This is a genomic window from Oribacterium sp. oral taxon 078 str. F0262, from assembly GCF_000160135.1.
Classification (GTDB): Bacteria; Bacillota; Clostridia; order Lachnospirales; family Lachnospiraceae; genus Oribacterium.
Genome location: NZ_GG729937.1, coordinates 92,991 through 116,962 on the forward strand (window position 1 = coordinate 92,991; position 23,972 = coordinate 116,962).

At 51.0% G+C, this 23,972-nt stretch carries 24 protein-coding genes and 1 pseudogene; 5 read left to right on the forward strand and 20 right to left on the reverse strand.

Annotated features, from left to right (window positions below; genetic code table 11):
• The 6 genes from GCWU000341_RS11305 to GCWU000341_RS11330 all read right to left on the reverse strand — a co-directional run.
• Positions 1 to 548, reverse strand: a 548-nt coding sequence (locus GCWU000341_RS11305; protein WP_009216173.1) for a transposase, incomplete at its 3' end; no start/stop codon positions are given.
• 296 nt (positions 549 to 844) lie between these two features.
• Positions 845 to 2,368, reverse strand: coding sequence for a DUF438 domain-containing protein (locus GCWU000341_RS11310; RefSeq protein ID WP_009216174.1), 1,524 nt, complete (start codon positions 2,366 to 2,368; stop codon positions 845 to 847).
• A gap of 127 nt (positions 2,369 to 2,495) precedes the next feature.
• Positions 2,496 to 3,815 carry a putative ABC transporter permease gene (locus GCWU000341_RS11315; protein ID WP_009216175.1) on the reverse strand — a complete coding sequence of 440 codons (1,320 nt, stop codon included), beginning with the start codon at positions 3,813 to 3,815 and terminating at the stop codon, positions 2,496 to 2,498.
• A gap of 82 nt (positions 3,816 to 3,897) precedes the next feature.
• A complete protein-coding gene (locus GCWU000341_RS11320; protein WP_207635073.1) occupies positions 3,898 to 4,863 on the reverse strand; it encodes a hypothetical protein in 966 nt (321 codons plus the stop codon).
• 219 nt (positions 4,864 to 5,082) lie between these two features.
• Entirely contained in the window at positions 5,083 to 6,033 is a 951-nt protein-coding gene (locus GCWU000341_RS11325) for a 2-hydroxyacid dehydrogenase (protein WP_009216177.1), read from the reverse strand.
• Between the two features lie 116 nt (positions 6,034 to 6,149).
• Complete coding sequence (locus tag GCWU000341_RS11330; RefSeq protein WP_009216178.1) at positions 6,150 to 6,695, reverse strand: GNAT family N-acetyltransferase; 546 nt, start codon at positions 6,693 to 6,695, stop codon at positions 6,150 to 6,152.
• A 198-nt stretch (positions 6,696 to 6,893) separates the two neighbouring features.
• On the opposite strand from GCWU000341_RS11330, the gene GCWU000341_RS11335 reads away from it, so the two are divergent.
• A complete protein-coding gene (locus GCWU000341_RS11335; RefSeq protein ID WP_009216179.1) occupies positions 6,894 to 7,415 on the forward strand; it encodes a type II toxin-antitoxin system HicB family antitoxin in 522 nt (173 codons plus the stop codon).
• Between the two features lie 109 nt (positions 7,416 to 7,524).
• Here the strand turns inward: GCWU000341_RS11335 and GCWU000341_RS14035 are convergent, their stop codons facing one another.
• The 8 genes and pseudogenes from GCWU000341_RS14035 to GCWU000341_RS11375 form a co-directional block, all read right to left on the reverse strand.
• Complete coding sequence (locus tag GCWU000341_RS14035) at positions 7,525 to 7,812, reverse strand: hypothetical protein (protein WP_242651680.1); 288 nt, start codon at positions 7,810 to 7,812, stop codon at positions 7,525 to 7,527.
• 260 nt (positions 7,813 to 8,072) lie between these two features.
• The gene (locus GCWU000341_RS11345) at positions 8,073 to 9,494 is read right to left on the reverse strand and encodes an IS1634 family transposase (protein WP_009216181.1); all 1,422 of its coding nucleotides are present in this window, start codon (positions 9,492 to 9,494) and stop codon (positions 8,073 to 8,075) included.
• 169 nt (positions 9,495 to 9,663) lie between these two features.
• Positions 9,664 to 10,704, reverse strand: coding sequence for a 5-methylcytosine-specific restriction endonuclease system specificity protein McrC (mcrC, locus tag GCWU000341_RS11350; RefSeq protein WP_009216182.1), 1,041 nt, complete (start codon positions 10,702 to 10,704; stop codon positions 9,664 to 9,666).
• Positions 10,701 to 12,881, reverse strand: a complete 2,181-nt coding sequence (locus GCWU000341_RS11355) for an AAA family ATPase (protein ID WP_009216183.1) — start codon at positions 12,879 to 12,881, stop codon at positions 10,701 to 10,703. Before GCWU000341_RS11355 ends, mcrC begins: the two co-directional genes overlap by 4 nt.
• Before the next feature lie 53 nt (positions 12,882 to 12,934).
• On the reverse strand, positions 12,935 to 13,774 hold the full coding sequence (locus tag GCWU000341_RS11360; RefSeq protein WP_242651681.1) for an IS3 family transposase: 840 nt from the start codon (positions 13,772 to 13,774) through the stop codon (positions 12,935 to 12,937).
• Positions 13,692 to 14,093 carry a transposase gene (locus GCWU000341_RS14040; protein WP_242651682.1) on the reverse strand — a complete coding sequence of 134 codons (402 nt, stop codon included), beginning with the start codon at positions 14,091 to 14,093 and terminating at the stop codon, positions 13,692 to 13,694. Before GCWU000341_RS14040 ends, GCWU000341_RS11360 begins: the two co-directional genes overlap by 83 nt.
• 71 nt (positions 14,094 to 14,164) lie before the next feature.
• A pseudogene (locus GCWU000341_RS11370) lies at positions 14,165 to 14,512 on the reverse strand (DUF1819 family protein); the annotation flags it as partial.
• On the reverse strand, positions 14,493 to 14,720 hold the full coding sequence (locus GCWU000341_RS11375) for a helix-turn-helix domain-containing protein (RefSeq protein ID WP_009216187.1): 228 nt from the start codon (positions 14,718 to 14,720) through the stop codon (positions 14,493 to 14,495). The gene GCWU000341_RS11375 and the pseudogene GCWU000341_RS11370, both read right to left, overlap by 20 nt.
• Positions 14,721 to 14,995: 275 nt before the next feature.
• On the opposite strand from GCWU000341_RS11375, the gene GCWU000341_RS11380 reads away from it, so the two are divergent.
• The 4 genes from GCWU000341_RS11380 (at position 14,996) to GCWU000341_RS11395 (ending at position 17,013) form a co-directional block, all read left to right on the forward strand.
• Positions 14,996 to 15,478, forward strand: a complete 483-nt coding sequence (locus tag GCWU000341_RS11380) for a sigma-70 family RNA polymerase sigma factor (protein ID WP_009216188.1) — start codon at positions 14,996 to 14,998, stop codon at positions 15,476 to 15,478.
• Positions 15,468 to 16,061: a hypothetical protein gene (locus GCWU000341_RS11385; RefSeq protein ID WP_009216189.1), complete on the forward strand. Its 594-nt coding sequence runs from the start codon at positions 15,468 to 15,470 to the stop codon at positions 16,059 to 16,061. The genes GCWU000341_RS11380 and GCWU000341_RS11385 overlap by 11 nt, the downstream gene beginning before the upstream one ends.
• 357 nt (positions 16,062 to 16,418) lie before the next feature.
• A complete protein-coding gene (locus tag GCWU000341_RS11390; RefSeq protein WP_009216191.1) occupies positions 16,419 to 16,637 on the forward strand; it encodes a type II toxin-antitoxin system HicA family toxin in 219 nt (72 codons plus the stop codon).
• Positions 16,630 to 17,013, forward strand: a complete 384-nt coding sequence (locus tag GCWU000341_RS11395) for a type II toxin-antitoxin system HicB family antitoxin (RefSeq protein WP_009216192.1) — start codon at positions 16,630 to 16,632, stop codon at positions 17,011 to 17,013. The genes GCWU000341_RS11390 and GCWU000341_RS11395 overlap by 8 nt, the downstream gene beginning before the upstream one ends.
• Before the next feature lie 19 nt (positions 17,014 to 17,032).
• On the opposite strand, the gene GCWU000341_RS11400 is transcribed toward GCWU000341_RS11395, so the two are convergent.
• From GCWU000341_RS11400 to rfbG, 6 genes are all read right to left on the reverse strand, one after another.
• Positions 17,033 to 18,061 (reverse strand): S66 family peptidase, encoded by a 1,029-nt coding sequence (locus tag GCWU000341_RS11400; RefSeq protein WP_009216193.1) that lies wholly within the window; start codon positions 18,059 to 18,061, stop codon positions 17,033 to 17,035.
• Positions 18,062 to 18,335: 274 nt separating this feature from the next.
• Positions 18,336 to 18,728 carry a cytidine deaminase family protein gene (locus GCWU000341_RS11405; protein ID WP_009216195.1) on the reverse strand — a complete coding sequence of 131 codons (393 nt, stop codon included), beginning with the start codon at positions 18,726 to 18,728 and terminating at the stop codon, positions 18,336 to 18,338.
• A gap of 135 nt (positions 18,729 to 18,863) precedes the next feature.
• Complete coding sequence (locus GCWU000341_RS11410) at positions 18,864 to 19,805, reverse strand: glycosyltransferase family 2 protein (protein WP_009216197.1); 942 nt, start codon at positions 19,803 to 19,805, stop codon at positions 18,864 to 18,866.
• A 315-nt stretch (positions 19,806 to 20,120) separates the two neighbouring features.
• Positions 20,121 to 21,020: a LicD family protein gene (locus GCWU000341_RS11415; RefSeq protein WP_009216198.1), complete on the reverse strand. Its 900-nt coding sequence runs from the start codon at positions 21,018 to 21,020 to the stop codon at positions 20,121 to 20,123.
• Between the two features lie 68 nt (positions 21,021 to 21,088).
• Positions 21,089 to 22,435: a lipopolysaccharide biosynthesis protein RfbH gene (rfbH, locus tag GCWU000341_RS11420; protein WP_009216199.1), complete on the reverse strand. Its 1,347-nt coding sequence runs from the start codon at positions 22,433 to 22,435 to the stop codon at positions 21,089 to 21,091.
• A 356-nt stretch (positions 22,436 to 22,791) separates the two neighbouring features.
• Positions 22,792 to 23,895: a CDP-glucose 4,6-dehydratase gene (rfbG, locus tag GCWU000341_RS11425; protein WP_040654372.1), complete on the reverse strand. Its 1,104-nt coding sequence runs from the start codon at positions 23,893 to 23,895 to the stop codon at positions 22,792 to 22,794.
• Between the last annotated feature and the right edge of the window lie 77 nt (positions 23,896 to 23,972).

The window sequence follows — 23,972 nt, forward strand, 5'->3', positions numbered from 1 at the left end:
AGCTTTTTGCGCAGCCGTTTCATGGTGTGCAGTGTCGCTTTACCGTTATAGACCACTTTGATTCCATACAAAGTTTCGCATTCTTCGATAAAAGAAAGGATCTTTTCAAACAGGCGGGCCTGATGCTTTGTAACGGATTTTTTCCAGACAAACGTATACTTGTTCGCGCAGGATTCGATCTTTGTCCCATCAATAAATAGGGTCTTACCGGAAATCTCTCCGAGATCATGAAGAATCGATGTCATGTCAGACAGAAGCGTCTTGGAACAGGCAGACAGATGAAGCGAAATGAACCTTGCGATCGTGGAGTGATCCGGAGCCGGCATTCCTTCAAGAAGGAACATAAAGTTAATGTCCCTTCTGCAGGCTGTTTCAATGTCGCGGCTGGAAAACAGACGGTTCATGGAAGCATAGATCATGATCTTGAGCATCTGTCGCGAAGTCGCCCGATTTTTCCGGACTCTGTCATAGGTGGCATAAAGTTCCGAAAGATCCATTCCCTCCACAAATGCACTCAGAAGGCGGACCGGGTCATCAGCCGGGATCATGTGTTCCGTTTCCAATGGAAGTTTGATTTGATAATAGCCTCGATATGTCGTATAATCGGGCTGTAAATGTAATGGGGTTTGCATACCATTATTTTACAATAAAGCCCGGACTTTTCGAAGTCCGGGTCTTTGTTTTTTATAAGAGAAATCCGGCTGAATGGCCGGATTTCATCCGATGAAAAAGACTGCCGCACTAATCACTTAGTGCGACAGCCCCTTTGTCGATGATATGAAATTGTCGGGTCGGGGCTTGATAAAATCACGCAGTCCGTAGTTGATAGCGGCAGATCTGATAATCAGCCCTTCGGCTCCTTGATGCTTCCTCCGCTCCTTTTCTCCAGAAAATGCTCCTTCGCAAACTCCATATCCTGCACAAGCTCCGCGGTCCCAAGATAATTTCCGTCCCTGTCCCGGACCGCCGTATAATTCACAAGCATCGTCCTTCCGGCCTTTTCCATCCAGATCTGCACACTGCTCTCCCTTCCCTCCCGGAAGCTTTCAATGATGCTTCGGACCATCGGCTCCACCTTCGGAGGATGACAGCTGAAGACCTCCCGGTCGATGGCCATGCCGGGCCTCTTAAAGACCTTCGGCCCCTCATTGAAGAAGCGGTTTATATTCTCCGCATCCACAAAGCTGATCTCCATCGGGATCGTATTGAGAAGTGCCGTGAGTTCAGAGAGCTTCAGATGTCCGCCCGGGAGGAAGACCTCCGCCTCCTTCAAAACGGCCCCTCCCGCACTCCGCGGAAGAGAGGAAGCGCCGCTCTGTACGCTGCCCTGTCCCGCACTCCCCGAAAGCTCCTCTCCCCTCTCCCAAAGTACAGGTTCTACGGAGAAGCAGGCGGCATAATCCTTTCCATCCCGGTAGATCCCGGCCCACTCCTCCTCGGAGAACTTTTCCCGGCAGAGCGGAAGAAGGATATTCGTCTCCTTATAGATCATCTCCTCCATCCGGTCGAGAAGCGCAGAGAGTCTCGTCTTCCACCTGTCCCCTCTCTCTTTCTCCCCATCGAGCTCGGAAAGATTGTCTCGAATCTCATCATCCACGCTCCACATCACATCGGACGGACCCGTGATCCCATAGCGGACCTTCAGAAGCGGATAGAGGAGGTCTCCTTTTTTGGCATAATGAATCGATACCTCTCTCAGACTGTGAAGACTCTCCCCGCAGTCCCCTCCGCCCGAGAGCTCTCTCCGAAGCTTCCTGATCCGCTCCGCGAGAGCCTCGTTCTCCCTTGCAAACCGGCGAAGGGGATGCCCCGCAGGAAGCGCCTCCTCATCCTGCTTCTCCTCCGGAAGCTTCTCCTCCTCCGTCGCTCCGTGAAAGAGCGCCGAATGGAGGTCGCAGAGCTTCTGAAGCTCCGTGATCTTCGTCCCCTCCTTCATAAGCTTCTGCTCCGCATCCATGATCTCGGAGGCATCTACCGTCCTAAACCTTTTCGCAAAATCCGCCCGGACCGTTTCCAAAGCCTCCCCATCGGACAGCCGTTTCAGATAGCTCTTCAAAAGCTCTTCGGACTTCTCCTCCCTCTCTTCCTCCTCCGGCTTCCCGGCGTCATCCCCTTCGGACGGCGGTTCCGCCTCCCCGTCTCCGAAATCCAGAATCAGACCGTGGGCGCGAAAGCTCTCCTTGATCTTCTCCATGGGAATCCCCTTCATCCGGGATCCCTTCTCCAGATTCATAACTCTCCCCACGCTCTTTAAGACGGCATCCTTTTTGATCTCGGAAAATCCCAGAGAAAGCATAATATCCCGAATCTCCGGATACTCCTCCACCAGCTCGAAGATCGAGGCTCTGCCATTGATTCTCTTTTCCATATCGCGGTACTCCTTTTTCCCAATGCCTGCCGTTTCGGCAAATCTGCGAAATCACTTTTCTTCGCCATCATTCTATAACAAAATGCGGCACTGGCAATGTTGCGTCCGCAACACGAATTAGCTCCTTCTAACTGCTCTCCGACAGAAACTTCATATTGGGCCAAAGCCTCTCTATCCTGCTCTCCGGATAGAACTCGTCGATAAATTCCTCCGCGACATTCCTCGCCTTCGGCTCCTGTTTCCTGTCCACGGCCCGGAGCATGACAGCCGCTGTGACCAGCATATCGCAGGACAGGAAGAGCACGATGCACCAGCTCAAAATCAATCCGATCAGAGGCGGGATCCTCTCGATCCAGGAGGAGAGCGGAGGGTAGGCGAAGCGCAGCCAGAGAAGGGAGAGAAGGCCCCAGAAAAGCATGAAAAGCAGATTCGTGCGCCCGTCGATATTGAAGGGCATCCCGCTGTAGTCCCAGAATTTCATGCCGAATACCACCTCCGTGAAGACGGAGCAGAGGTACTCAAACGCGCCGCCAAAGAAAAAGCCCAGGAGAAAGATCGGAAAAGCGCCCCGCTTCTCCATCCTGGATAAAAGCACCGTGAGAACTACCGCGCCGAGCCCCCACACAATGCTGAACGGCCCGAGGACCAGACTGGAGCGGCGCATCAGAATCCCCGCGGTGAGAAAGACATAGCCTGTCTCGATGAGATCCCCGATGAATGCGCAGAGAAAGAGCACCCATATGAGCTTCTCCAGGCTGAGTCCTCTCGCAAATACCATCCCCTCGCCCAAAAGCATCCGGTCCGATCCGTAAATCCCCGTCTCTGAGCTCCCCTTCAGGGAGGGATAAGCCCGGTAAAGCCGCTCCCAGAGCCTGCGCGAAATCCTTCTCCCGAGTCCGAGCTTATTTCTCTCCAGAAAATTCGTTTCCGGACTCCCCCAGCGCGCCACGACATAGATCAGCAAAAAATCCAAAAGAAGGAGCAGAAGGAGGAGGAGCGCTGCCGTCCTTAGCAGGATGCGCGGAAGGAGAGAAAGCAGAAAAAACAGAAGCGGCTGCAGGACCACAAGAGCCGAAAGATAGAGAAGCGTCAGAAAAAAAGAGAAGAGAAGCCTGCCCCGGAACTCTCTCAGAAGGGAAAAGCGAAGCTCTCTCCGGACCCTCCTCTTCCAGAGGCGCTCCGATAAAAAGTCCGATATCCCTCCGACTGCCAGAGTCAGAATCCAGGAAAAGAAAATTTCCTGAAAAATGCCGCCCTCCCCGGCGTAGCTTTGCAGAATCAAAAGCCCCATCATGATCCCGTGGGGAAGGAGAAGAGGGAGGTCCAGGGCACCGCAGTTCACAAAGCGGTGCTCCCTTAAGCTGTGGTAAAGCGTCGCAATCAGCCAGGCCAAAAAGGCATAGAAAAAAAGGTACAGGATCCAGTCCGCTCTGTGAAAAAGCCGCATTCCCACTCCCTCCGAAAAGAAGCCATGATCTGGAATCTTAGCCTAATTTCCTCGCTCTGTCAAAGGGAAGGCGGAGAAACGGCTATCCTCTGCCTCCCTCCAGCATGTCCCTTCCGATCGCCTCATACACGCGCGCTCCCTCCTCCGGAACACAGTCCTCCACCCAGTTCCACCAAAAATAGCCTCCGACATAATTTTCTGACTGCTTCTTCATGGAATAATAGGACTTCGCCATACGGATCCTGCTGGACTCCGTCGCGTCCTCCGCGGTATTCCCGCATTCCCCGATCCCGACCTTCGCGCCCGGAAAGACCTTTTCAAATTTCGGGAAGATCTCCTCCCAATTTGGAAGATAGCCCTCATTATCGTCCTCATAATAGCTGATCAAAGCAAAATCCACCTGCTTTTTCAGCTTATCCGACAGATGCTCCGACATCCAGCGGAAAAGATCCTGATCCTCCGGCCTGGCGTAGTACATGGTCAATGCCGTCTTCCCGCCCATAGAGCGGATATATTCATTCGCGCTTTCCACCTTTTTCACGATCAGCTCCGGATCCTGTCCGATCCACTCCACCCCGTTGATCTCATTTCCGATTTCCCAAAGGTCCGTATAGGGAGCCAGAACGCGCCAGCAGTCCTGAAAGCGTCTTCTGTAGGAGTCCTCGTCCTCATAATACTTCATGTAATAGGAATCCACCGGACAGGCCATGACGAAGGCGACGCTGTGGAGCGCGGAAAAAAGCTCCTTATAGTCCTCTGCACTGCTCTCCTGTGATATGACGATCCGAACGGTCGGCTTCACCGGCATCCTCCTGATTGCATCGACTACATCCTCTGTTTTGATATCGTCATACCAGGCATCGTCCACGGTGATCCCGTAGATCCAACGATGGATATCCTCTGTGCGCTGCGCAGGAGCATCCTTCCCCCTGCCGCCCAGAAGGAAAACGCCGGCGACTAAAATCCCCGCAAAGAGCAAGACCGCGGAAAGCATTCCCAAAAGCTTTTTTCCTCCGCGCATCCCCCCGGTCTTTTCCAGATTCGCCATCTTCTCCTCCTCTCCCATTCCAAAAAAGCATCCTTCCTTTCCTGAAGCCGATGCTTCCTTTTTCGCTCCTTCGATGCGCCAAAGCATAGATCCTTATGAAGCGTCCCTTTCATGGTGAAATATTCCGTAAAGCAAGATCCATGGCCTTCGCCGCTCCGCAGGGCGATGCAAAGCATTTCTCATAGTATTTCTTTTAGATCTCCTTTCCCGCTGATCCCTTCACGATACTACGTTGACAGGCTTTCCCTTCAGAAAGCCGTTCACATTACCTGCCAGAATGGAAAGCAGCCGCTGCCTGGTCTCCAGTCCCTTCCAGCCCATATGCGGTGTCAGAATCACATTATCCAGCGTGTAGAGCGGGCTATCGGCTTTCGGAGGCTCCGTTTCCTGGACGTCCAGTCCCGCTCCGGCTATGCTGCGCTTCTCGAGTGCTTCGATCAGCGCCGCTTCCTCAATCAAGGCACCCCGTGAAGTATTGATGAGGAACGCGCTCGGCTTCATCAACGAAAGAGCCTCTCTGTCGATCATATGCCTTGTTTCCGCTGTCAGCGGGCAGTGCAGAGAAATATAATCGCTCCTCTTCAGCAAGCTTTCGAGGGAAACATAGCGAAGCCCCTCCTCATCCTCCCCCGGTGTTCTGGTATATACTAAAAGCTCCATATCCATAGCCCGCGCAATCCTCATAACGGTTCTTCCGATATGCCCTGCTCCGATAATCCCAAGTATTTTTCCATTCACCTCAACATGAGGGAGACGAAGATTTTTTGTAAAATTCTCATGATTTCCCTGTGCCAGCATCTTCATCTGGAGCTGCATGCTGGAGCTTAAATTCAATATCATCATAATTGCAGTATGGGCCACCCGCTCCGTGCTGTATGCCGGAACATTGCAGACCGTAATTCCCATCTCCCGGGCCGCGACAAGATCCAGATTATTGTATCCTGTCCCTGCCTCGCAGATCAATTTCACAGACTCCGGGAACTGATGGATTAGATCGGCACTCAGCGGCAGTTCCTTTGTCACAATGATGTCCGCCCCCTGAATCCGTTCCAAAAGCTGTTCCGGAGCGCTGTCCTCGTATACCTTTACTTCAGAAGACAAGATAGAGAAATCCAGTTTCCCATCAAAATTCATTTTCTTCGAATTCAAAACGACACATCTGTCCTTCATCCATCCATCCTCCTTACTCTGCGTATTGGTCCAAAGAGAAGCAGCTTCGTTTGCAGCATCCCTTTCTGCTGTCGATAAAATATTTGTGCTCGTCAAAATACTTACTTATTGTTTATTCACAGTTCCATCCTCATATAAATGACTTCCTGATAGCCTGTAAGCCTGGACTTAAATCCTCTCGGATTTCTGCCGCATTCCACGAATCCGGCCTTCTTGTATATTGAGACGGCGCTTTCATTTTCGGCGACAACATTCAGCTCGATCTGTTCATATCCTGCTTTCCCGGCGCAGTCCACACAAGCATGAAGCAGGGCCGTGCCGATCCCAAGATTCCAGTATGCCTTGTCGATGCTGATGCCAAAATCGGCACGATGCCGAATTTTATCCCTCTCCCCTATTGCCGCGATTCCGGCAAGGCCGACAGGAACACCCTCGACCTCGGCAAGTATCTCAATCTCCCTTTCGCTTTCCCTCTTTTCCTTAAGATACTTGGCTTCCTCTTCTGCTGTCATTGTATTTTCATCCGGATAGGTGAGCAGATAGTCCGTCTGCCCGTGCGTCAGAATAAAGTTTTCCAAAGCGGCCTGCCCATCCCGTTCATCCCCATTTCGCAGGATGCACTCCCTGCCATCCTTCAATTTTATTTTTTTCAGATACTCCATTATTCTCCTCTGCAGACCGGAATTGGTCTGTCGTTATATGTCTCATCCATCGGCTTCCCGACCAGGGCTGATTGTAAATGAATAATTTTTATTCTAGCACAAAGGAACAGTGAACAGGATAAGATCTTCCTTACGAAAATCGTATGCCGATTCAAATCCGGCATAAGGACGGAAACCGCGTCCGAGCAATCGCAATGGATGCAAGAGTTGTCTCTGCCAATTTTTCATGATAAGCCTCGCACCGCTATAGCGTTTGTCTATGCTGAGGAATCGCTCATTTACAAATATCTTTATATGTGCTATTTTGGAATATCTATAAAAAAAGCAGAAAGATATTTTTACCCCGCAGTATTTGGGTATGAAGACGGCAAAGAAATCTCCGTTTTCTTTCCCGATCTTGATGTGGCAACCAGCGGAGAAAATGAGCAGGACGCTCTCATCTCCGCCCGTGAACTGCTCGGAATAACCATGTTCGGGCTTGAAGAGGATGGAGAGCCCATTCCGGAACCATCGCAGCTTTCGAATCTTCAAGCCACAGGTAATGAGCGCGCCGTCCTGATCGACGTCTATATGCCGTCCATCCGTATGGCAAATGTAAATAAAGCTGTAAACCGTACGATCACTCTTCCGGCATGGCTCAACGCCGCTGCTCTTGAACGCAACGTCAACTTTTCGCAGGTTTTGCAGGAGGCGCTGAAGCAGAAATTGAATCGAACATGACACAAAGATAAAAATCGCCCCGATGCCGCCGGCAGAAAGTATGCGTCCCGTGGAGTACGAAGGTAAGCACTTAATAAAGAGGGCGTTTCCAATCTCAAAAAAATATGGATCAAACAAGCTTGATTTGAAAGCCATTGTTTTCCACAAAAGCAAAACCTTCCGGCGTTTTCGTCATCCGCAGACGCATATAGTCCAGCTTGTGGCGCCCAAGCATGGAGCGGCACTCTTTTGTTTTCATTTCGCAAAAGTCCGTCTTGAAGTTTTTAATGCTGCCGCTTTGGGTCAGTTCCGTAACAACCCTCACGTCTGTGCAGCGAACCAGTTCTTCTTCCAGATTCAGAACCTGCGGCAGGAAAACGATTTTCAGCTTTCCACAATACCGGGCAAGAAGCTCCAAATTCTTTTGAAGGTTTGATGTCTACGATACATCCGTGTCAAATACCAGTACCACAGTTGTCCCCGACCGAATAGACAATATCTGTGACTTTGGAATCAGATTTTGCACAACATTGAACACTTTGATCTTACCGGGAATCAGCCTTTCCGGTGCTTCCTTCAGAGCGGCTATCAACTGCCGTTCACAGGGACCTTCCACATAGCAGATGCACCTATTGTTCATCCTAGATTCCCGCAACACATAACTATGTAGATTGAAAGTTACTTCATCTCCGGTGCTGCCGGCAGCGGCTCCACGCCGAGATCGCGATAGATTTGTTCCTGCTTCTTCAGGACTTCGCCCTGAATTGCTGCCTTTCCGGGTTCCCGGAAGCATTCGATGACATCGCGCATCCTGTACAGGCGGAGTGCTGTGACCGGGTCCTTCACTTCGTTGCTGATCAGGACAAAGAATCCATATCGATCTCGGACAGAATCTATAGCTTCCTGCTTGTAGGAAAGAGAGATCCCCCTTTTGGGTGTCTCTTTGACCTCGAAGTACTTCCGGTAGTCTTTCTCATGCTCCGGTACACGCTTTCCGGAAAGGAGTTCCGCTTTAAGGGCATCCAGTTTCCTGTTCAGAGCCTTACTGTCATCGGAAAACTTGTCTGGATTGAAATACAGGTGGAGATACATGCGGCGCTCTTCCCGGATCGTATCGCCTTTGTAAGGACGTTCCTGTTCGTAATCCCATGCGATCGTCCTGGAGAAGACATACAGCTCCAGATCACTGTTATAGTGTTCATGGCGGTCTTTCTCTGCTCCGGTTTTACGGATGGAATTCTTCGCAAACTGCAACGCCGCAGAGGTGCTGCACAGGAACTTCCGATGCTCTTTGTACAGAGTATTGATATTATCCGCGCTGTAGTATCCACGGTCCATGACCAGCCTGATCTTCTCATAGCCAGGGACATCCAGTTCGCGGAGCAGTTCACGAATCGTTTTGACGTCCGGAATGTTCCCGGCAAACTTACGGTAATAGAACGGCAGGCCGGAGTTTTCTCCGAAGATCAGAGCCAGATTGATCTGCGGAAGCTTTTCCCCATCCTTGTTCTTGCCGTACTTGACCTGCCTCAGGTTCTCAGAATAACCGGATATAGAAGTGCTGCCATAAGCCCAGTATTCCTTTTCAATCCGTCGCTTTCCCTGCAGGCGGAAGAACTGCATCTTTGCGTCCTCCGTAATGGACTGGAAAAGCTCCGAACTCCTTTGAGAGGGAATGGTATTCCCGTAAGGGTGTTTATGGAGCATGGCCCACTTCCTAAAACGGAAGAGCGGATTCTGATCCTCCAGGATCAGGTAATAGGCGATCGACTGGATCTGTTTATAGGTATGCGGAAAACAGGTCTTTAAATCCGCTGTCACGCCGGTAACGATGCCGATTTGATCGAATAAATAAGTGGTACCAAAGAAGAGCCGTTCTGTCTGTGTAACAGGTACCAGTCCTCTTTTTGCAGGAGGATTCAGGTTCTTTATGCTGCGGCGTTTTCCACGGCCATCGGTTGGAACGACTTCTCCGCTGTCCGGATCCAGTCGTCCGATCAGCGTCCTTTTGGAACGGGGCTGCTTTTTAGCCCTGTCCCAGTAGGAAGTTGACTCGTAAACATATGTGATGCCACTGCGCTTATCAAGCTGTTTAATCATAGATGCCAAATTTTATCAGTATTTATGCGGCTTTGCGGCACTTATCACAGTGATATCCTAGTGTGGAATCACGGGAATGTAGGATATAGGTATGCTGTTGCTGTAGCTGTGCTCAAAAGCGACACCCCTTTCTGCTATCGTTAAATTGTTTGGTATCGTTAAAAGCTATCTATGCCGCAATTCCAAAGTGCTCTGCTGCGATCTTATACAGCTGTGCGACAACATCTGAAAAATCACAATTCAAATCCAGCGTTTTAACACTTATCTTGTTTCCACTCATCTGGTATGTATTGTTAGGCTGCACCGCTTCCTCGGTCCGGGCATAAAGCAGCATTCCCGAAACTACATGAGGCACCTCTGCAAGTTCAGAATCCTTGTTCTTAACGTAGGTAAAAATCTGATAGAGGTTATTCGAGTGAAGCGTATGCGTGTCATACTGCGCCTGTGTAGTGTGCGAATAATACTTCGCATCGATGATAAGGACCTTATCCTCGTAGGAAAGCATGATATCGCTCTGCATAACCGGGAGCATAGCTCTCATTCCATCATCAACGGCCCAAGGTATCTGTGAAGCGCTGGCCGATATCTGAGGGAACTCCCTGCGATAGTATTCAAGGATAAACTTCTCATACAGACGGCACATCCGCTGCTCGTCCAAGAAATCCATCAAGCGAGTCGTTCCATCCGAATTTGTCTGCAGCAGCCCTTTGACTACCAAATAGCAAATCGAGATCAACATCCGGTATGTCTGATTATTGCGGTTATACTGCACATTCCAATTGATGGTATGAACATCGAGAAGTTCTACATCTCCGAAGAATACCAGCAGCTTTCGAAGCTCCTTTTTCCGGGCCTTGGAAATATCAGCGTGAAGAAGCAACTCCATTGTCGTTTTGATGATTCGATTCATGTAGGAATTTACAGAAAAATCATCATAGGAACAAATCAGCTGCTTTTTAAGCATGCTTCTCGTTTTTATTGACTCGGATATCTCAATTCGACCACGCAGCGAAGACAGTGATTCTGTCTGCTCTATGTACTCTCGTCCAAGCCCGCGTTTTAACTGTACTGAGATACCCTTTGCCAGAATCGCTGCGCATAACTCCGCCACATTATTAAATTGTTCCGTCGCTATATTCTTATAGCCCTGCTCGTTTAGCACTTGAAAGGCATAAGACAGCATGTAGTAAATATTCTGAATAGGTATCACTTAATAGCGCTCCTTAAATTGTTGATCCAGCCCTTTACCTTAACAGGCTCATCAAACCAGTATTCCTTTAACAGCGGTATCAGCTCAAACTCCACAATACCTGAAAGAGTCTGATCGGTGGCCTTATCGAGATTACAGAAATAACTGTGTCCAATGCAGAAACCTTCGCCAAGCAACTCATCTGCCGCAATTACCGCATTCAGATTTTCAACACAGTTTATAAGGCTATCAAATTTCTCGCTGGCGCGGCTCATCCGATACTCCCTAAAACCATCAGTCTCAAAACCGGGCTTCATCTCATAAAATGCGAATCTTCTCCGAAGAGCATAATCCAGCATTGCCAAACTGCGGTCCGCCGTATTCATCATTCCGATGATATAAACATTGCTCGGAACAGAAAACTTCTCGTCCGAATAGAGCAGCTGCAGCTCTACACCACGCTTGTCGCTTTCAATCAGCATAAACAGCTCACCGAATATCTTGCTCAGATTGCCACGATTGATTTCATCGATGATAAAGAAGTAGTCGTTTTCGCTGTCGATCTCTGCCTCTTTGCAGAAATTGTAAAATGCACCGCGTTTAAGCTCAAAGCCTTTCTCAGAAGGACGGAAGCCCATTATGAAATCTTCGTATGAATAGCTCTGATGGAACTGCACCATCATTACGCGATTCGGGTCCTTAACACCCATCATCGAATAGGCCAGCCTCTTTGCCGCGAAGGTCTTACCAACTCCCGGTGCACCTTGCAGGATGACATTTTTCTTGTTGCGGACGAGAGCTACAAGAGTTTCATAGTTGTCTTCATCCATATACACTTCTTCATGGAACTTCTCTGCATCGTATGCAGGGTATTCGATTTCCTGCTCTTCAACATCGTCGATGATGTCGCTTTCAAACATGGCGTTCAGCTTCTCGACGTAGTCTGTATATGAGGTGATGTCAGTCAGCGTTTTCATAACAGCCTGACCGGGATGATCCCATTCACCCTTATGCGTCCAGTTTACTTTTCGTACATTTTTGTAATGCTGGCGGCTCGGGTCAAACTCGTATCCCGATTCTACGACACCACGGCCAATAACGAGATGCCTTCCCTTTTTTGCGAATACAACATCACCGGGCTTCATTTCATTGGCAAACTGCCATGTAGCGTGTGCAGCATTTTTATATGGCTTGGAAGGATCAATCTTTTCCTTCATAGCCTGCTTCATCTCATCCTTGCTGCTGTAAGCGCTCAAATCACCAATCGGGTCCCATCCGATTGCCATGATCCCGTTGTTATAACACTCATCCCAGATTGTTGCTCCATCACCGGGAGAATAAATCCAATAATGAGTAGTTTCCACATCCTCATCCGCTAAAGCAGCACCCTTGGTTTCGCGCTCGGCCTGCACCTTTTTAGCACGATTCTCTTTGTTGATTTCCTCTGAATACCGCCAAGCCTCAAAACTCAGCTCCTTGAAATCCTTCAGAGCACTCTCATCGCTCTGCAAGTAAGCTCGCAGTTTTTCAACAATGTCAAAATACCCCGAGGACGGAATTTTCGGTTCAATAGTCGGAAGCGTCTGTACCAGTTCGGCTGGTATCTTCCCGGACTCATAAATGTACCACGTGTTGCGCTGGTCCAAATTCAAGAATGCATTAGGCGCGATCCAGTACATTCCCATCGTTATTTTGCTGTTGCCGTTTCCTCTTTTATTGATGGTCAGATCAAAATACTTCGAGAGCTTTGTGCGATTGTCCGTTGTCGGGCTGGCAGCGTATGCGAGGGCGGATTCAAACAGCGACCAGAGGTCATCGATATCGCTATCCTCGCGGTCTCCCACGAAGTAATAAAACGTAGCATTCTGGTTATTGAGCACCGGGATGCTGTCAAACGAGGTCGGCACAGGTGTGGTAACACCAAATAAATCCGCAACAGCAGAAATAATCTTTTTCCGGTTAGCCTCTTTCATGGAGCTTTTATTGAACAGGCCAAAAACGGTGAACGGATCAATGTCCACAATCTGGTTATCCCGCTCAAGGGTAGGAAGATTGATGCCCGTAGCTTCATAAATCCTCCTGACCTTTTCCACCAGCTCCTGCCGGTTATCCTTGTACTGTAATAACTTGCTGGCCAATTCCTTATAGAAATCCACCCAGTCAAATTGGTTTGTGATAACACCGTTCATTTCACTCATGTCAGTTACCTGATATTGTCAATATCACTTGACACATCTTCTACACGGAACTTTTATGCATCCTGTCCCAGAGAGTCATAATACTGCTGTCTCATGACCATCGGAGGAAGGCCGCCATTTGCTGTGCAGATACGCCTGTTGTTCCAATAGATGATGAAGTACCTCCAGATCAGAGTTTTCCGTTCGCTGATGGTCATCTTCTTCGTGTCGTACCGCACGTACAGGGGTTCCTCTTTCATCCTGGCCCACATTGCTTCACAGCGCGCATTGTCATGACATCTGCCGCCATCACTGTTCCTGCTCTGTACGATACCGCAGCGAGCAAGTGCGGCACGGTAGACTGCACCGGTGTACTGGCTTCCGCGGTCACTGTGAAGGATTGCTTTTTCGATACCGGGGAATGCCTTATGTGCGTTCTCTACCGTGGATATACAGAGATCTGCCCTCATCTTGTCCGCCATGGAGAGCCCCAGAACGCCGAGATCAAAGCAGTCAAAAATGGCTGAGACATAGAGTTTGCCGTCCTTCGTCGAGATCTCGGTAATATCCGTGATACATTTCTGAAGCGGCTTCTCAGAACGAAAGTCGCGCTTTAGAAGATCATCGGACTTCCGGGCATTTTTATCCGTCTTCGTGATCCCATTTGGTTTCCGCCGTGGTCTGTGGCGTAGTCCGATTCTCTCCATGATCCTGTAGACGGTCCTCTCGCTGGGCATGTCTGCTTCCGGATACTTTAGTTTCAGGGCATCATGTATCCGGCTGCGACCGTAGGTATCGTTCCATTCCTCCTCTGCCACGACAGCGCGCATCTTATCTGCAATATCCTCGTATTTCCTGGGGGTATTCCGGCGTTTTAAGAAGCAGTAGAATCCCTGCCGAGAAACAGGGAGCACACTGCAGTAAAAACGCGATCTTTCCCCTTCTCCGGCCGCCGTCCGTCTTTCGCTCAAGGAACCTCATCCTCAGGCCTTTGGAGACTTCCGACGGCTCGCTGCGAAAAAAGCGCTTGCCTCTGCGAGGCTCATTGCGGTTTCCGGAGTGTGGGTAACCCAGTCCGAGATCCAGACGCCCTTCCTTGGCAGCCTTGCTCCATCCATAAAGCGTATCCACGTTGATTCCGAGCTCCTTGGCTGCCTTGCTGAAGCCGATCTCCCGACCGAGCTTTACGGCCTGGACTTTAAACTCTTGGTCGTAAACTTTTTTCTGTGCCATTTTGACCTCCATCTTCACCTGATTTCTTATTTAAATCCGTGAATGAGAGGTGTCAAGATTTATGATACAACATCGCTTCCAAGAATCATCTTTTCCCGCACGAGCTCATACACAAAGTCAAAGAAGAGGGTATCATGGAGAAGGGACGCGGTGAGTGCGAACAGCTTCTGCGCCGAAAGATCGCTGCTCATGAAAATCGGATAGAAGCTCTCGTCCAGCGACTTTATGCGGGCTGTCACTGTAGAATAAATCTGCCTTGCCCGCGCTTTTGTCGCTGCGCTGTAGATGTTTTTCTCTTCATTCCGCTTTTTGATATCCGCGTATGTCTTTCCTTCACTCAAAAGCTGCACGGTCTTTCGAAATTCCGTGAACCAGAACGAAAATTTTACCGCCCCGGCACTATACGGTTTTCTCTCCATCCTCGTTCTCTTCCCTCCCGGATCTTGTTTTAATATATTTGCCGCTCTTGATCCTTGCATCCTTCGGCTTCCCCGCGTCAATCGGGATAATCCACTGATAGCCCAGCCGCTCGGCCCCCTTGATCCGGCCCTCTGTGCATAAGGTCTGTACTCTTCTCGTACAGATGCCCCATTTTTCAGAGGCCTGCTTTATCGTCATAAAATCCATCCGGAACCTCTTCCTGTCTGAAGTCCTCTGCGGCAGCTCGTGATTTTCTGTCTTGCATTTTACTCCCAAAAGCGAATGAAATCAATCGCAAGCCGCCGCGATTTTCGCAGTCCTTCCTCGGTTCATTTTTTCAATCCATTGATAAAACTTCACAGCAGTCATTGCTTTTTTCACTGTTGAAAAATATTATTTCAGGAGATTCTATTTTCGAGACCAAACGGCGCTCTGCTTTGTATCTTTTATGAAGGATCCTTTCAGAACGGAGTGACTATGAGATGAGACTGCAAACAGAATACCTGGTGGAAAGATATCAGGAAAATATCTTCCGGGCAGCATTCAGCATTGTAAAGAATTGTGCGGATGCAGAAGACATGGTACAGGACACTTTCCTCCAATATCTACGTTCAGACCGCGAGTTTGACAGCGAAGAACATATCAAAGCGTGGCTTCTGCGGACTGCAATCAATAGGGCAAAAAATCTCAGGATGGCTTTCTGGCACAGAAACAAAGTTTCTCTTGAAGATTACCTGGCAACGATTCCCTTTGAAAATCCGATGGATCATGAGCTGATCGATGCCGTATTATCCTTACCGCAAAAATACCGGCTTGTTGTCCACCTTTACTACTATGAGGATTATTCGGTGAGGGAAATCGCCGCTGTGCTGACGCTGTCCGAGAGCGCCGTAAAGAACCGGCTGCTCCGAGGAAGACAGATGCTGAAAAATATGCTGAAGGAGGAGTGGAACGATGACGAATAAGGAGAGGTACCAGCGTGCATTCTCATCTCTGCACACATCAGAAAATTTCAAAGTCAGACTGGAGGATAATACGATGGCAGCGAAGTATTTTAAAACAAGAAGAGCCCTTGCGGCAGCCTGTGCCGTACTGGCGCTTCTCATCGGTGGGACAAGCGCTTACGCAGCCGACATCGGCGGGATTCAGAGAGCCATTCAGATCTGGATTCATGGCGATTTGACTGATGCTATACTTAGGGTGGACGAGGAGGAAGGAACTTATACTCTCACAGACGGAAAGGGAAACGTCGTGGAAGAGGGCGGTGGTGTCGCGATAGAGGCGGATGGGACGGAACGGCCGCTTACTTCAGAGGAGATCGCCGAAGACATGGAAAATCAGGTCACAACGGACACAATCGATGGAAGGATGTATCTCTTTTACGGGAAGCAGAAATATGACATCACAGATGAATTCTCGGGCAGCGATTACTGCTATCTGACCCTGAAGGATGGGGACAGGACAATATATGTCACCGTGACAAAGAACGGCGGCATAGCCACCAGCGAGAAACGGTATCTGATGCCAAATGAGTTCTGTGTCGAGTGAGTTGATTCTTGAGAATAACAGCCTGTATCTGTAAATCCGGACAGTTCTTTCAATGCTGCTGGAATCTGCCCACTCTGAAAGCGGGAGGCATGGTGAATCTGTCCCCCGCTTTTTATATGCTCTTATTTCTCCCCGTTCCTGAATTGACAGCGAATCAGGTAGAGCAGAACCGCTATTCCGGCTCAATTCTGTTCCCATGAATTCCAAACAAATATGCCGGGTTTTATAGACTGACGTATCCCTGTTTCGAGAATACGCCCGGAAGCCGTCGAGTTTTGATTTTCAGGAAGTTCACAATAATCCTTTCTTGACACACGTATCTGCAATACGTATTATATATGCTGTAAGGAGGCCGGCATGTCAAAAACAAAGCCTTACAGAGAAGTGGTAAAAGCCTTGAATTGGGAACTGGATCACACGACAGGCTCGCATGAAATCTATATTAAAAACGGAAAGATGTGTCCGCTGAAGTGTACCAAGAAAGATATTCCATCGGGAACCGTTTCCAGCATTGAGAGGATCACGGGGCTGAAATTCCAGCCCAGCCGCTTTATAGAGAGGAGGCACAATGGATAGAGTATTGTATCCTTGCAAAATCAGAAAAGAAGACGGCGTATATTATGTAGAGTTTGTGGATTTCCCGGAATGCTTCACAGACGGAGAAAGTCCGGAGGAGGTTCTGACCAATGCCCGCGACGTGCTGGAAGGAATCATCTTCAGCTACATAAAGAATGGAAAGCCTCTGCCTTCTCCGAGCTTCTTCGAGAAAGGGTCTGCGGATGTGACCTATATTGATGCATGGGTAGGGATGGTGAGAGACCGGGTAAACAACCAGGCAGTAAGAAAAACGCTCACCATCCCGAAGTGGCTGAACGATATCGCAGAGAAAAATGCAGTGAATTTCTCCGCCGTGCTTCAGACCGGGCTGAAAGAATACCTAAATATCAGCTAGTACTGAAGCAGGCAGATCGTCAGTCTGCAAATCGGATGATCTGCCTTTTTACATCAACAACAGCTGGAACGCCGAAGGGCATAATACAGCGCGGCATCGCATGCCCGATATTCAGGTTAAAGACGATCGAGAGCTCCGGTTTATCAATCAGCTCGACCAAAAGCTGTTTATATTCTTCTGCATATGTCTCATCCATCGGCTTTCCGACCAGTACACCGGAAACCTCATCAAAAACTCCGCTGCCCTTCAGATATTCCAGAGCTTTTCGATACCGTTCAGGTTTCGGCTTTTCCTCGCTGGATTCCAGCAAGATAATCCGCCCCTTCCAGTCCTCTGCCTCAGGGAACAAATGATACTTCCGGCACAACACCGGCATATCTCTATAGCGGTCGCCGTTAAAGAAATCATACAGCGAATCGATGCAGCCACCGAGAATCTTTCCTGAAAAAACAGGAGTCCCCTGCAAAAGCTCAAAGCCCTTGTTGGGATGGGAAGGTGTTGTTGTTCCGACCTGCTCCGGTGAAAAACTCTTTCTTTCCTCGTACCAGGTGTCGCTGGGGGTGATTTCTTGTATATTACCCGTGCTGATCAGCTCCTCGAAATACCTTCTGGTATAGGGATGCATTTCCGGACTCAGATCACAGATATCCGAGAGGAAGGCCTGTCCGTAGAAGGTTTTGAGTCCCACTTTGTGAAGCATCAGGTGATTAACCGTGCTGTCCGAAAACCCCAGGAATACCTTGTCCGTCACAGCTTCCGCCAGTTCGTTATGATCGAACAGGTACGGCAGCAGTCGATAGGTATCGTCTCCGCCGATGGCGCATAGAATCATGTCAATCTCCGGATCACGGAAGGCTTCCAGCAGATCTTCCGCTCGTTTTTCCGGATGATTCCGGACATATTCCAGACCCTTCATCGCATGGGGCATGAGCTTTACGTTAAGACCGTATTCCCGCAGCCTTCGAAAGCCGATCTCCACTTCGTACTGAATCTCTTCTTCTCCCATGATCCCACTGGACAGACTTACGATTGCGACATTCCTTATCATACTTATCTCTCCCAAAATGCAAAACTGTTATGCCTTGCTTTGTTTGCTGTCTCTGATGCTGCTGATATAATCGTCGATATCCTGCACAATGCAATGATCTCCCAAGGTAATGGTACGATAGACGCTATCATTTGCCACTGCGCCGTAAATCAGGTCATGCTGCTTGCCTTGTCAATATATGCTGCGGCTGTTGCCGAGCTCAAAGGCGGCATCCTTTTCCCAAATCATAAAAAAGTACAAAATCGTCAAGAGCTTTCTCCGCGGCAGGCGGAAATTATATCCACCATCCCGGAGTCAGCTCGCCAAGCGTCACCACTTTTCCCCGCTCATAATCAAGCATTATTTCTACGTCATGGTATCTGCCTGGCATTAGCTGCGCCATAAATTCTCTGCACGCGCCGCACGGAGCGGCTGTCAATCCATCAGGCATAAGCGCCAATACCCGTTTAATCTCGTTCTCGCCGTTTGTAATCATATGAAACATCGCATTGCGTTCCGCGCAGATTCCAAGTGTACAGGATGTATCTACGCAAACGCCGGTATAAATCCTACCGCTCACGGACTCAACCGCAGCCGCCACGCCACCGGCATAGATTCTCTCGGAAATCTCTCTCGGATTTTGTGCCCCTTTCGCTGCGTTATACAGCCTTTCCCATATTTGTTCCATCTTGCTTTCCTCTTTAGATATCGCTTCTCACTCCGACACCTTCAGGATATACCGACCCTTGCCCGTGCCCGGAATCGTCTTTATTAAACCGCGTCCTTTCATCATTTTTTTCATAGCTTTCAAGCTCGTTGATAATCAACTTTCCGGGAAATTTTCTTTGTCCTCTATGATGTAGATCGGGCGGTCCTTCATCTCCTCAAAGAATACCGCGATATACTCCCCGATGATGCCGACGATAAAGAAAAGCACCGCGAACATAAAGCAGATCAGAACGACGATGGTGGCGTAGCCGGAGGGCGCTCCCTTTCTCGTGAACAAAGTGTAGATCAGCACGAGGAGTCCGAGGAGCCCGCTGCACAGGCCGGCGAAGATCCCGAGGCGCAGGGGGAGATTCGAGAAGCACATGATGGTATTTCTCGAAAAGATAAAAAGCTTTCGGAGAGAGTAGTGACTCTTTCCGGCGACCCGCACGGCCGCGTCATAGCGGAGAGTGGTCTTTCGGAAGCCGACATTCTGCACATAGCCCCGGAGGAAGCGGATCTTCTCCCGGTAGTTTTTCCGAAGCACCGCCTGGACCCTTCGGGAGATCGCAAAAAAGTCGGAGGCATTCGGTTCGAAATGGAGATCGGAAACCCGGTTCAAAAGCCAGTAGAAGGCGCCGGAGCTCCAGTTTTTCAGAAGGCCTGCGGAGGGATTCGAGCTTCGGACCATGGAGATCACCTCATAGCCCTCCGTATAGCAGCGCACGATCTCCGGGAGGCAGGAGGGAGGGTGCTGGAGATCTGCGTCCATGAAGACCAGAAGCTCCCCGGAGGCGTAGTCCAGCCCCGCTGTCATCGCAGCTTCATGTCCGAAGTTCCGGGAAAAGCTCAGGCTTCGGACGTGGCCGCGGTCCCTCCCCGAGAGCTCCCGCAGAATCTCCCGGCTCCCATCCTGAGAGCCGTCATCTACAAAAAGGAGCTCGTAATCATAGCCGAGCTCCATAAGTCCCCTGCAGGCGCTGTCCGCCTTCTCATAGAAGCTTTCCAGTCCTTCCTTTTCATTGTAGACGGAGACGATGAGACTGATCTTCTTCAAATATTGCCTCCTCGATACCCTTCTTCTATAACGATACTCTTTTATACCTATGCTCTTCTATATCTTCCGCGGCTTAGAACCACAGCGGGGACGGGAGAATGATCCGGCAGCCTTCCGGCTTTTTCTTTGCCCGGGAGTTTCCTGCAAGGCATTGCCGCCTCACGGATCTGTCCGCCAGCATTGTTCTCTTTCTATCCGCATTGTCCTATCGTTCTTCGCGGCGGTCTATCCGCATTGCCGCATTGCCCTATTGTTCTTCGCGGCGGTCTATCCGCATTGCCCTATTGCCCTTCGCAACGGTCTATCCGCATTGCTCTATTGCTCTTCCCGCTCTGTGCTCTCCCAAAGCTCGATCTGTCCGCTGTGGCTCGGACGGCGCTCTTCCTCCGGCGGAAGCCTCCGGTAGTCACCGTAGAGCATGCGGAGCACCCTGTCCCAGTTCTTCGGCCCGGGGAAGCGCTCCCCCTCAAAGGCGAAGGGGGAGTAGGGCTCCTCCCAGGCATTCTCCACCGTGCAGTGCTGAAAGTCCGGCTGGTAGTTCGAGAAGTAGGAGCGCTTCGTTTTCCTCCCGCTTCTTCGGCAGGCTCTCGTACAGGCGCCCGCCCAGCGCTCCTGGAGGCGGAAGAGGAGAGGCATCGGAAGCAGTCTTCCGATGCCGGAGAGAAATAAGACCTGCAGGCGCTGCAGGCCCTTATATTTCGAAAGCTCGATCCGCATCCTGTGCCCCATCGCAAGGCCGAAGACGAGCTTTTGCCGGAAGCGATAGAGGAAGCTCAGAAAGGGATTATCCGGAAGGGCATCCAGGAGGAAGAGATCCACCCAGAGGTGGTTCAGCTTCCCCTCGTAGAATTCCTGCTCGGCACTCTCCTCCCCGTGTCTTCTGGAGCGAAGATAGAGAATCCTCGGCACAAAGTCATAAAAGGCTCTTCCCTTTCGGAGCTCCCATGGGAGAAGGAGCTTTAAATCCTCCGGTAGCTCGGAAGAAACGGCACAGAGCTTTGAGAATTCCTCTCTCCGAAAGAGGAGATCCACATCGTCATCCCAGGGGATAAAGCCCCGGTGCCGCACGGCCCCGAGCAGTGTGCCGGAGTCCATGCGGTACGAGATTCCATGCCGCTTCGACAACTTGTCGATCTCCCGCATGATGTAGAGATTGGCTTCATGCACCGCCTTAAGATCCGACGAAAACTCCTCTTCCTTCCCTTCCGCTTTCATCTATGCCTCCGTTTCCTATCTCTTCGAAAGCTTCCTCTTCTCCCATTTTGCGTTCGTGCGGCGAAAGCTTAACCAAGCCCCTCGAGGATCATCTCCGCCATATAGGAAAGCTTCTCCTCCGTCATACCGGGGTATAGGCCGACCCAGAAGCTGTCCCTCATGATGCGGTCGGTATTTGTGAGCTCGCCGACGATGCGGTATCCCTCTCCTTTCGAGCGAAGCTCATCGAAGCAGGGGTGCCGGATCAGATTTCCGGCAAAAAGCATCCTGGTCTGAATGCCCTTCCCCTCGATATAGCGGACGAGCCTCCCCCGGTCCGTGCCCTCCTTCGCCGTCATGAGAAAGCCAAACCAGCTGGGATCCGCGTTCTCGGAAGCCTCCGGAAAGATCAGACTCCGCTCCGCCCCGCCGTCCTGCAAAAGCTTCTTCAGGAAGGTGAAATTCTCTCTCCTCCTCCTTGCGAAGCTCGGGAACTTCTCAAGCTGCGCACAGCCGACCGCGGCCTGCAGGTCAGTCGCCTTCAGGTTATATCCGAGATGCGAGTAGACATATTTATGATCGTATCCCCTGGGGAGCTCTCCGTACTGTCCGTCGAAGCGATGTCCGCAGCTGTTGTCCCTCCCGGGATCGCACCAACAGTCGCGGCCCCAGTCGCGGAGAGAGCGGAGGATCCTGTGAAGGAGAGGATCACTGGTATAAACCGCGCCCCCCTCTCCCATCGTCATATGGTGGGGCGGGTAGAAGGAGCTGGTGCCGATGTCTCCGATGGAGCCGGTGAAAAGATATTCCCCGTCCATCTTATAACGTGAGCCGAGCGCATCGCAGTTATCCTCCACGAGCCAGAGGCCGTGTCTTTCACAAAAGTCCTTCACTGTCTTGAGATCGAAGGGATTTCCGAGGGTATGCGCAAGCATGACGGCCTTCGTCTTCTCCGTGAGCGCGCTCTCCAGAAGGCTTGTGTCGATATTGCAGGAGGGGATCCCCACATCCAGAAAGACCGGGACAGCGCCGTACTGCAGAATCGGATTCACCGTCGTGGGAAAGCCCGCCGCGACCGTGATGACCTCATCCCCCCTTTTCACTCTCCGCTCCTTGAGAAGAGGAGAGGTCAGGGCCATAAAGGCGAGGAGATTTGCGCTGGAGCCCGAGTTTACAAGACTCACATGCTTCACTCCCAGATAGTCCCCGAACTCCTTCTCAAAACGCTTCGTATACCGCCCCGCGGTGAGCCAGAACTCCAGAGCGGAATCCACGAGGTTCACCATTTCTCTCTCGTCGTAGACTCTGGAGGCATAGGGGATCCTGTCCCCCCTTTGGAAGGCGGCATCCTGCCTCTTATATTTCCTCGCGTAATCCGCGACGAGGGAGAGAATCTCCTCCCTCGCTTCCTTTTCCGTTTTTTCCATCTTCTCCATGAAATCTCCTGACAGCAAACGAAGCTGAAGCGCCCTTTGGCGAATCAGCAGCCTGAATCATAGTCGTTCCCCGATCTCTGCATCCACGAAGCCCGCAGCGCGGCTCTCCTGACAAGGGCAGAAGACACAGCGTCTCCCGTCCTTTCCTGCGCCGCCCTCCCCCCGAAATAGCGAAAGGAGAGCGATCGGGAAAGAGGGTGACCGGAAAAGAGAGAGCGGCCGCTTCGGAAAGGGCCGCACGCGGCTTTCTCCGGAACGCTCGGCGGGGAAGAGTCCAAGAGGCCTCGGAAGCGCCCGGTCTCCGGGAGAGAAGCATTGAGAGAAATTGAGCGCCAAAGGGAGGAGCACAGCGTCCCTCAGCGGAGAAAGTGAAGGATCTGCTGCTCCGTGAAGGAGCGAAGCTCCCTCCCCTCGTGCCAGGCCCGGTACCAAAGGACGGTCTCCTCCACGGCCTTTCGGACCTGCCAGCGGGGCTCCCAGCGAAGCCTCTCCCTGAGCTTTTCGCAGTTCAGCCGGAGATAGCTCGCCTCGTGCGGCGCCTTCTCTTCCGGTCTGCTCTCCCAGGAGGCCGGCTTCCCCCAGCTCTTCACAAAGAGCTCCGCGAGCTCCCCCGTCGTGATCGCATCGCTTTCGTCCGGTCCCACATTGTAATAATCCGCATAGCGGGCGCCCTCCGAGCTCTCCGTCTTTCCGCTCTCCTCCTGATATCCCTCCTGCTTCGCCGCGATCGTGAGATAGACGAGAAGCGGCTCCAAAACATGCTGGTAGGGCCTTGTGGAAAAGGGATTCCGCACGCGGATCGGTCTTCCTTCCACCGTGTCCCGCACACAGTCCGGGATGATCCTGTCCTTTGCGAAATCCCCGCCTCCGATCACATTTCCGGCTCTCGCCGTAGAGATGCGGAGCGCGGACTCCCCGGAGAAGAAGGAGCTTTTATAGCTGTGCGTCACAAGCTCCGAGCAGGACTTCGAGTTCGAATAGGGATCGAAGCCATCCAGCTTCTCTTCCTCGGAAAAGGCGTGCTCCGGAAGCTCCCGGTTCTCATAAACCTTGTCTGTCGTCACATTCAGAAAGCTCCTTGCGGAGGAAGAAAAGCGAAGTGCCTCCAGGAGGTTCACTGTTCCCATGACATTCGTCTCGTAAGTCTCTCTGGGAAAGCGGTAGGACTCCCGGACGATGGGCTGCGCCGCAAGATGGAAGATAAGCTCCGGCTCCGCCTCGGTGACGGCCTTTTGCAGGGCACTGAAATCCCGCACATCCCCTCCGAGCTCCCGGATCTCTCCCTTCAGTCCGAGAAGCTCATAGAGGCAGGGCTTTGTCTCCGGCGGGAGGGAGTAGCCATAGACCTTTGCTCCGAGGAGGAGAAGAATCAGACTGAGCCAGCTCCCCTTAAAGCCGCTGTGCCCTGTGACAAAGACGCGGCGGCCCCGATAGAAGCTTTTTAATTCGGCATAATTCATCCCTTTTTCCTCTCCCTCCCGGATCTCCGAAGCACCCTGATCCGGCAAATACCGTTAAACATCAAGACTCGGCTTTG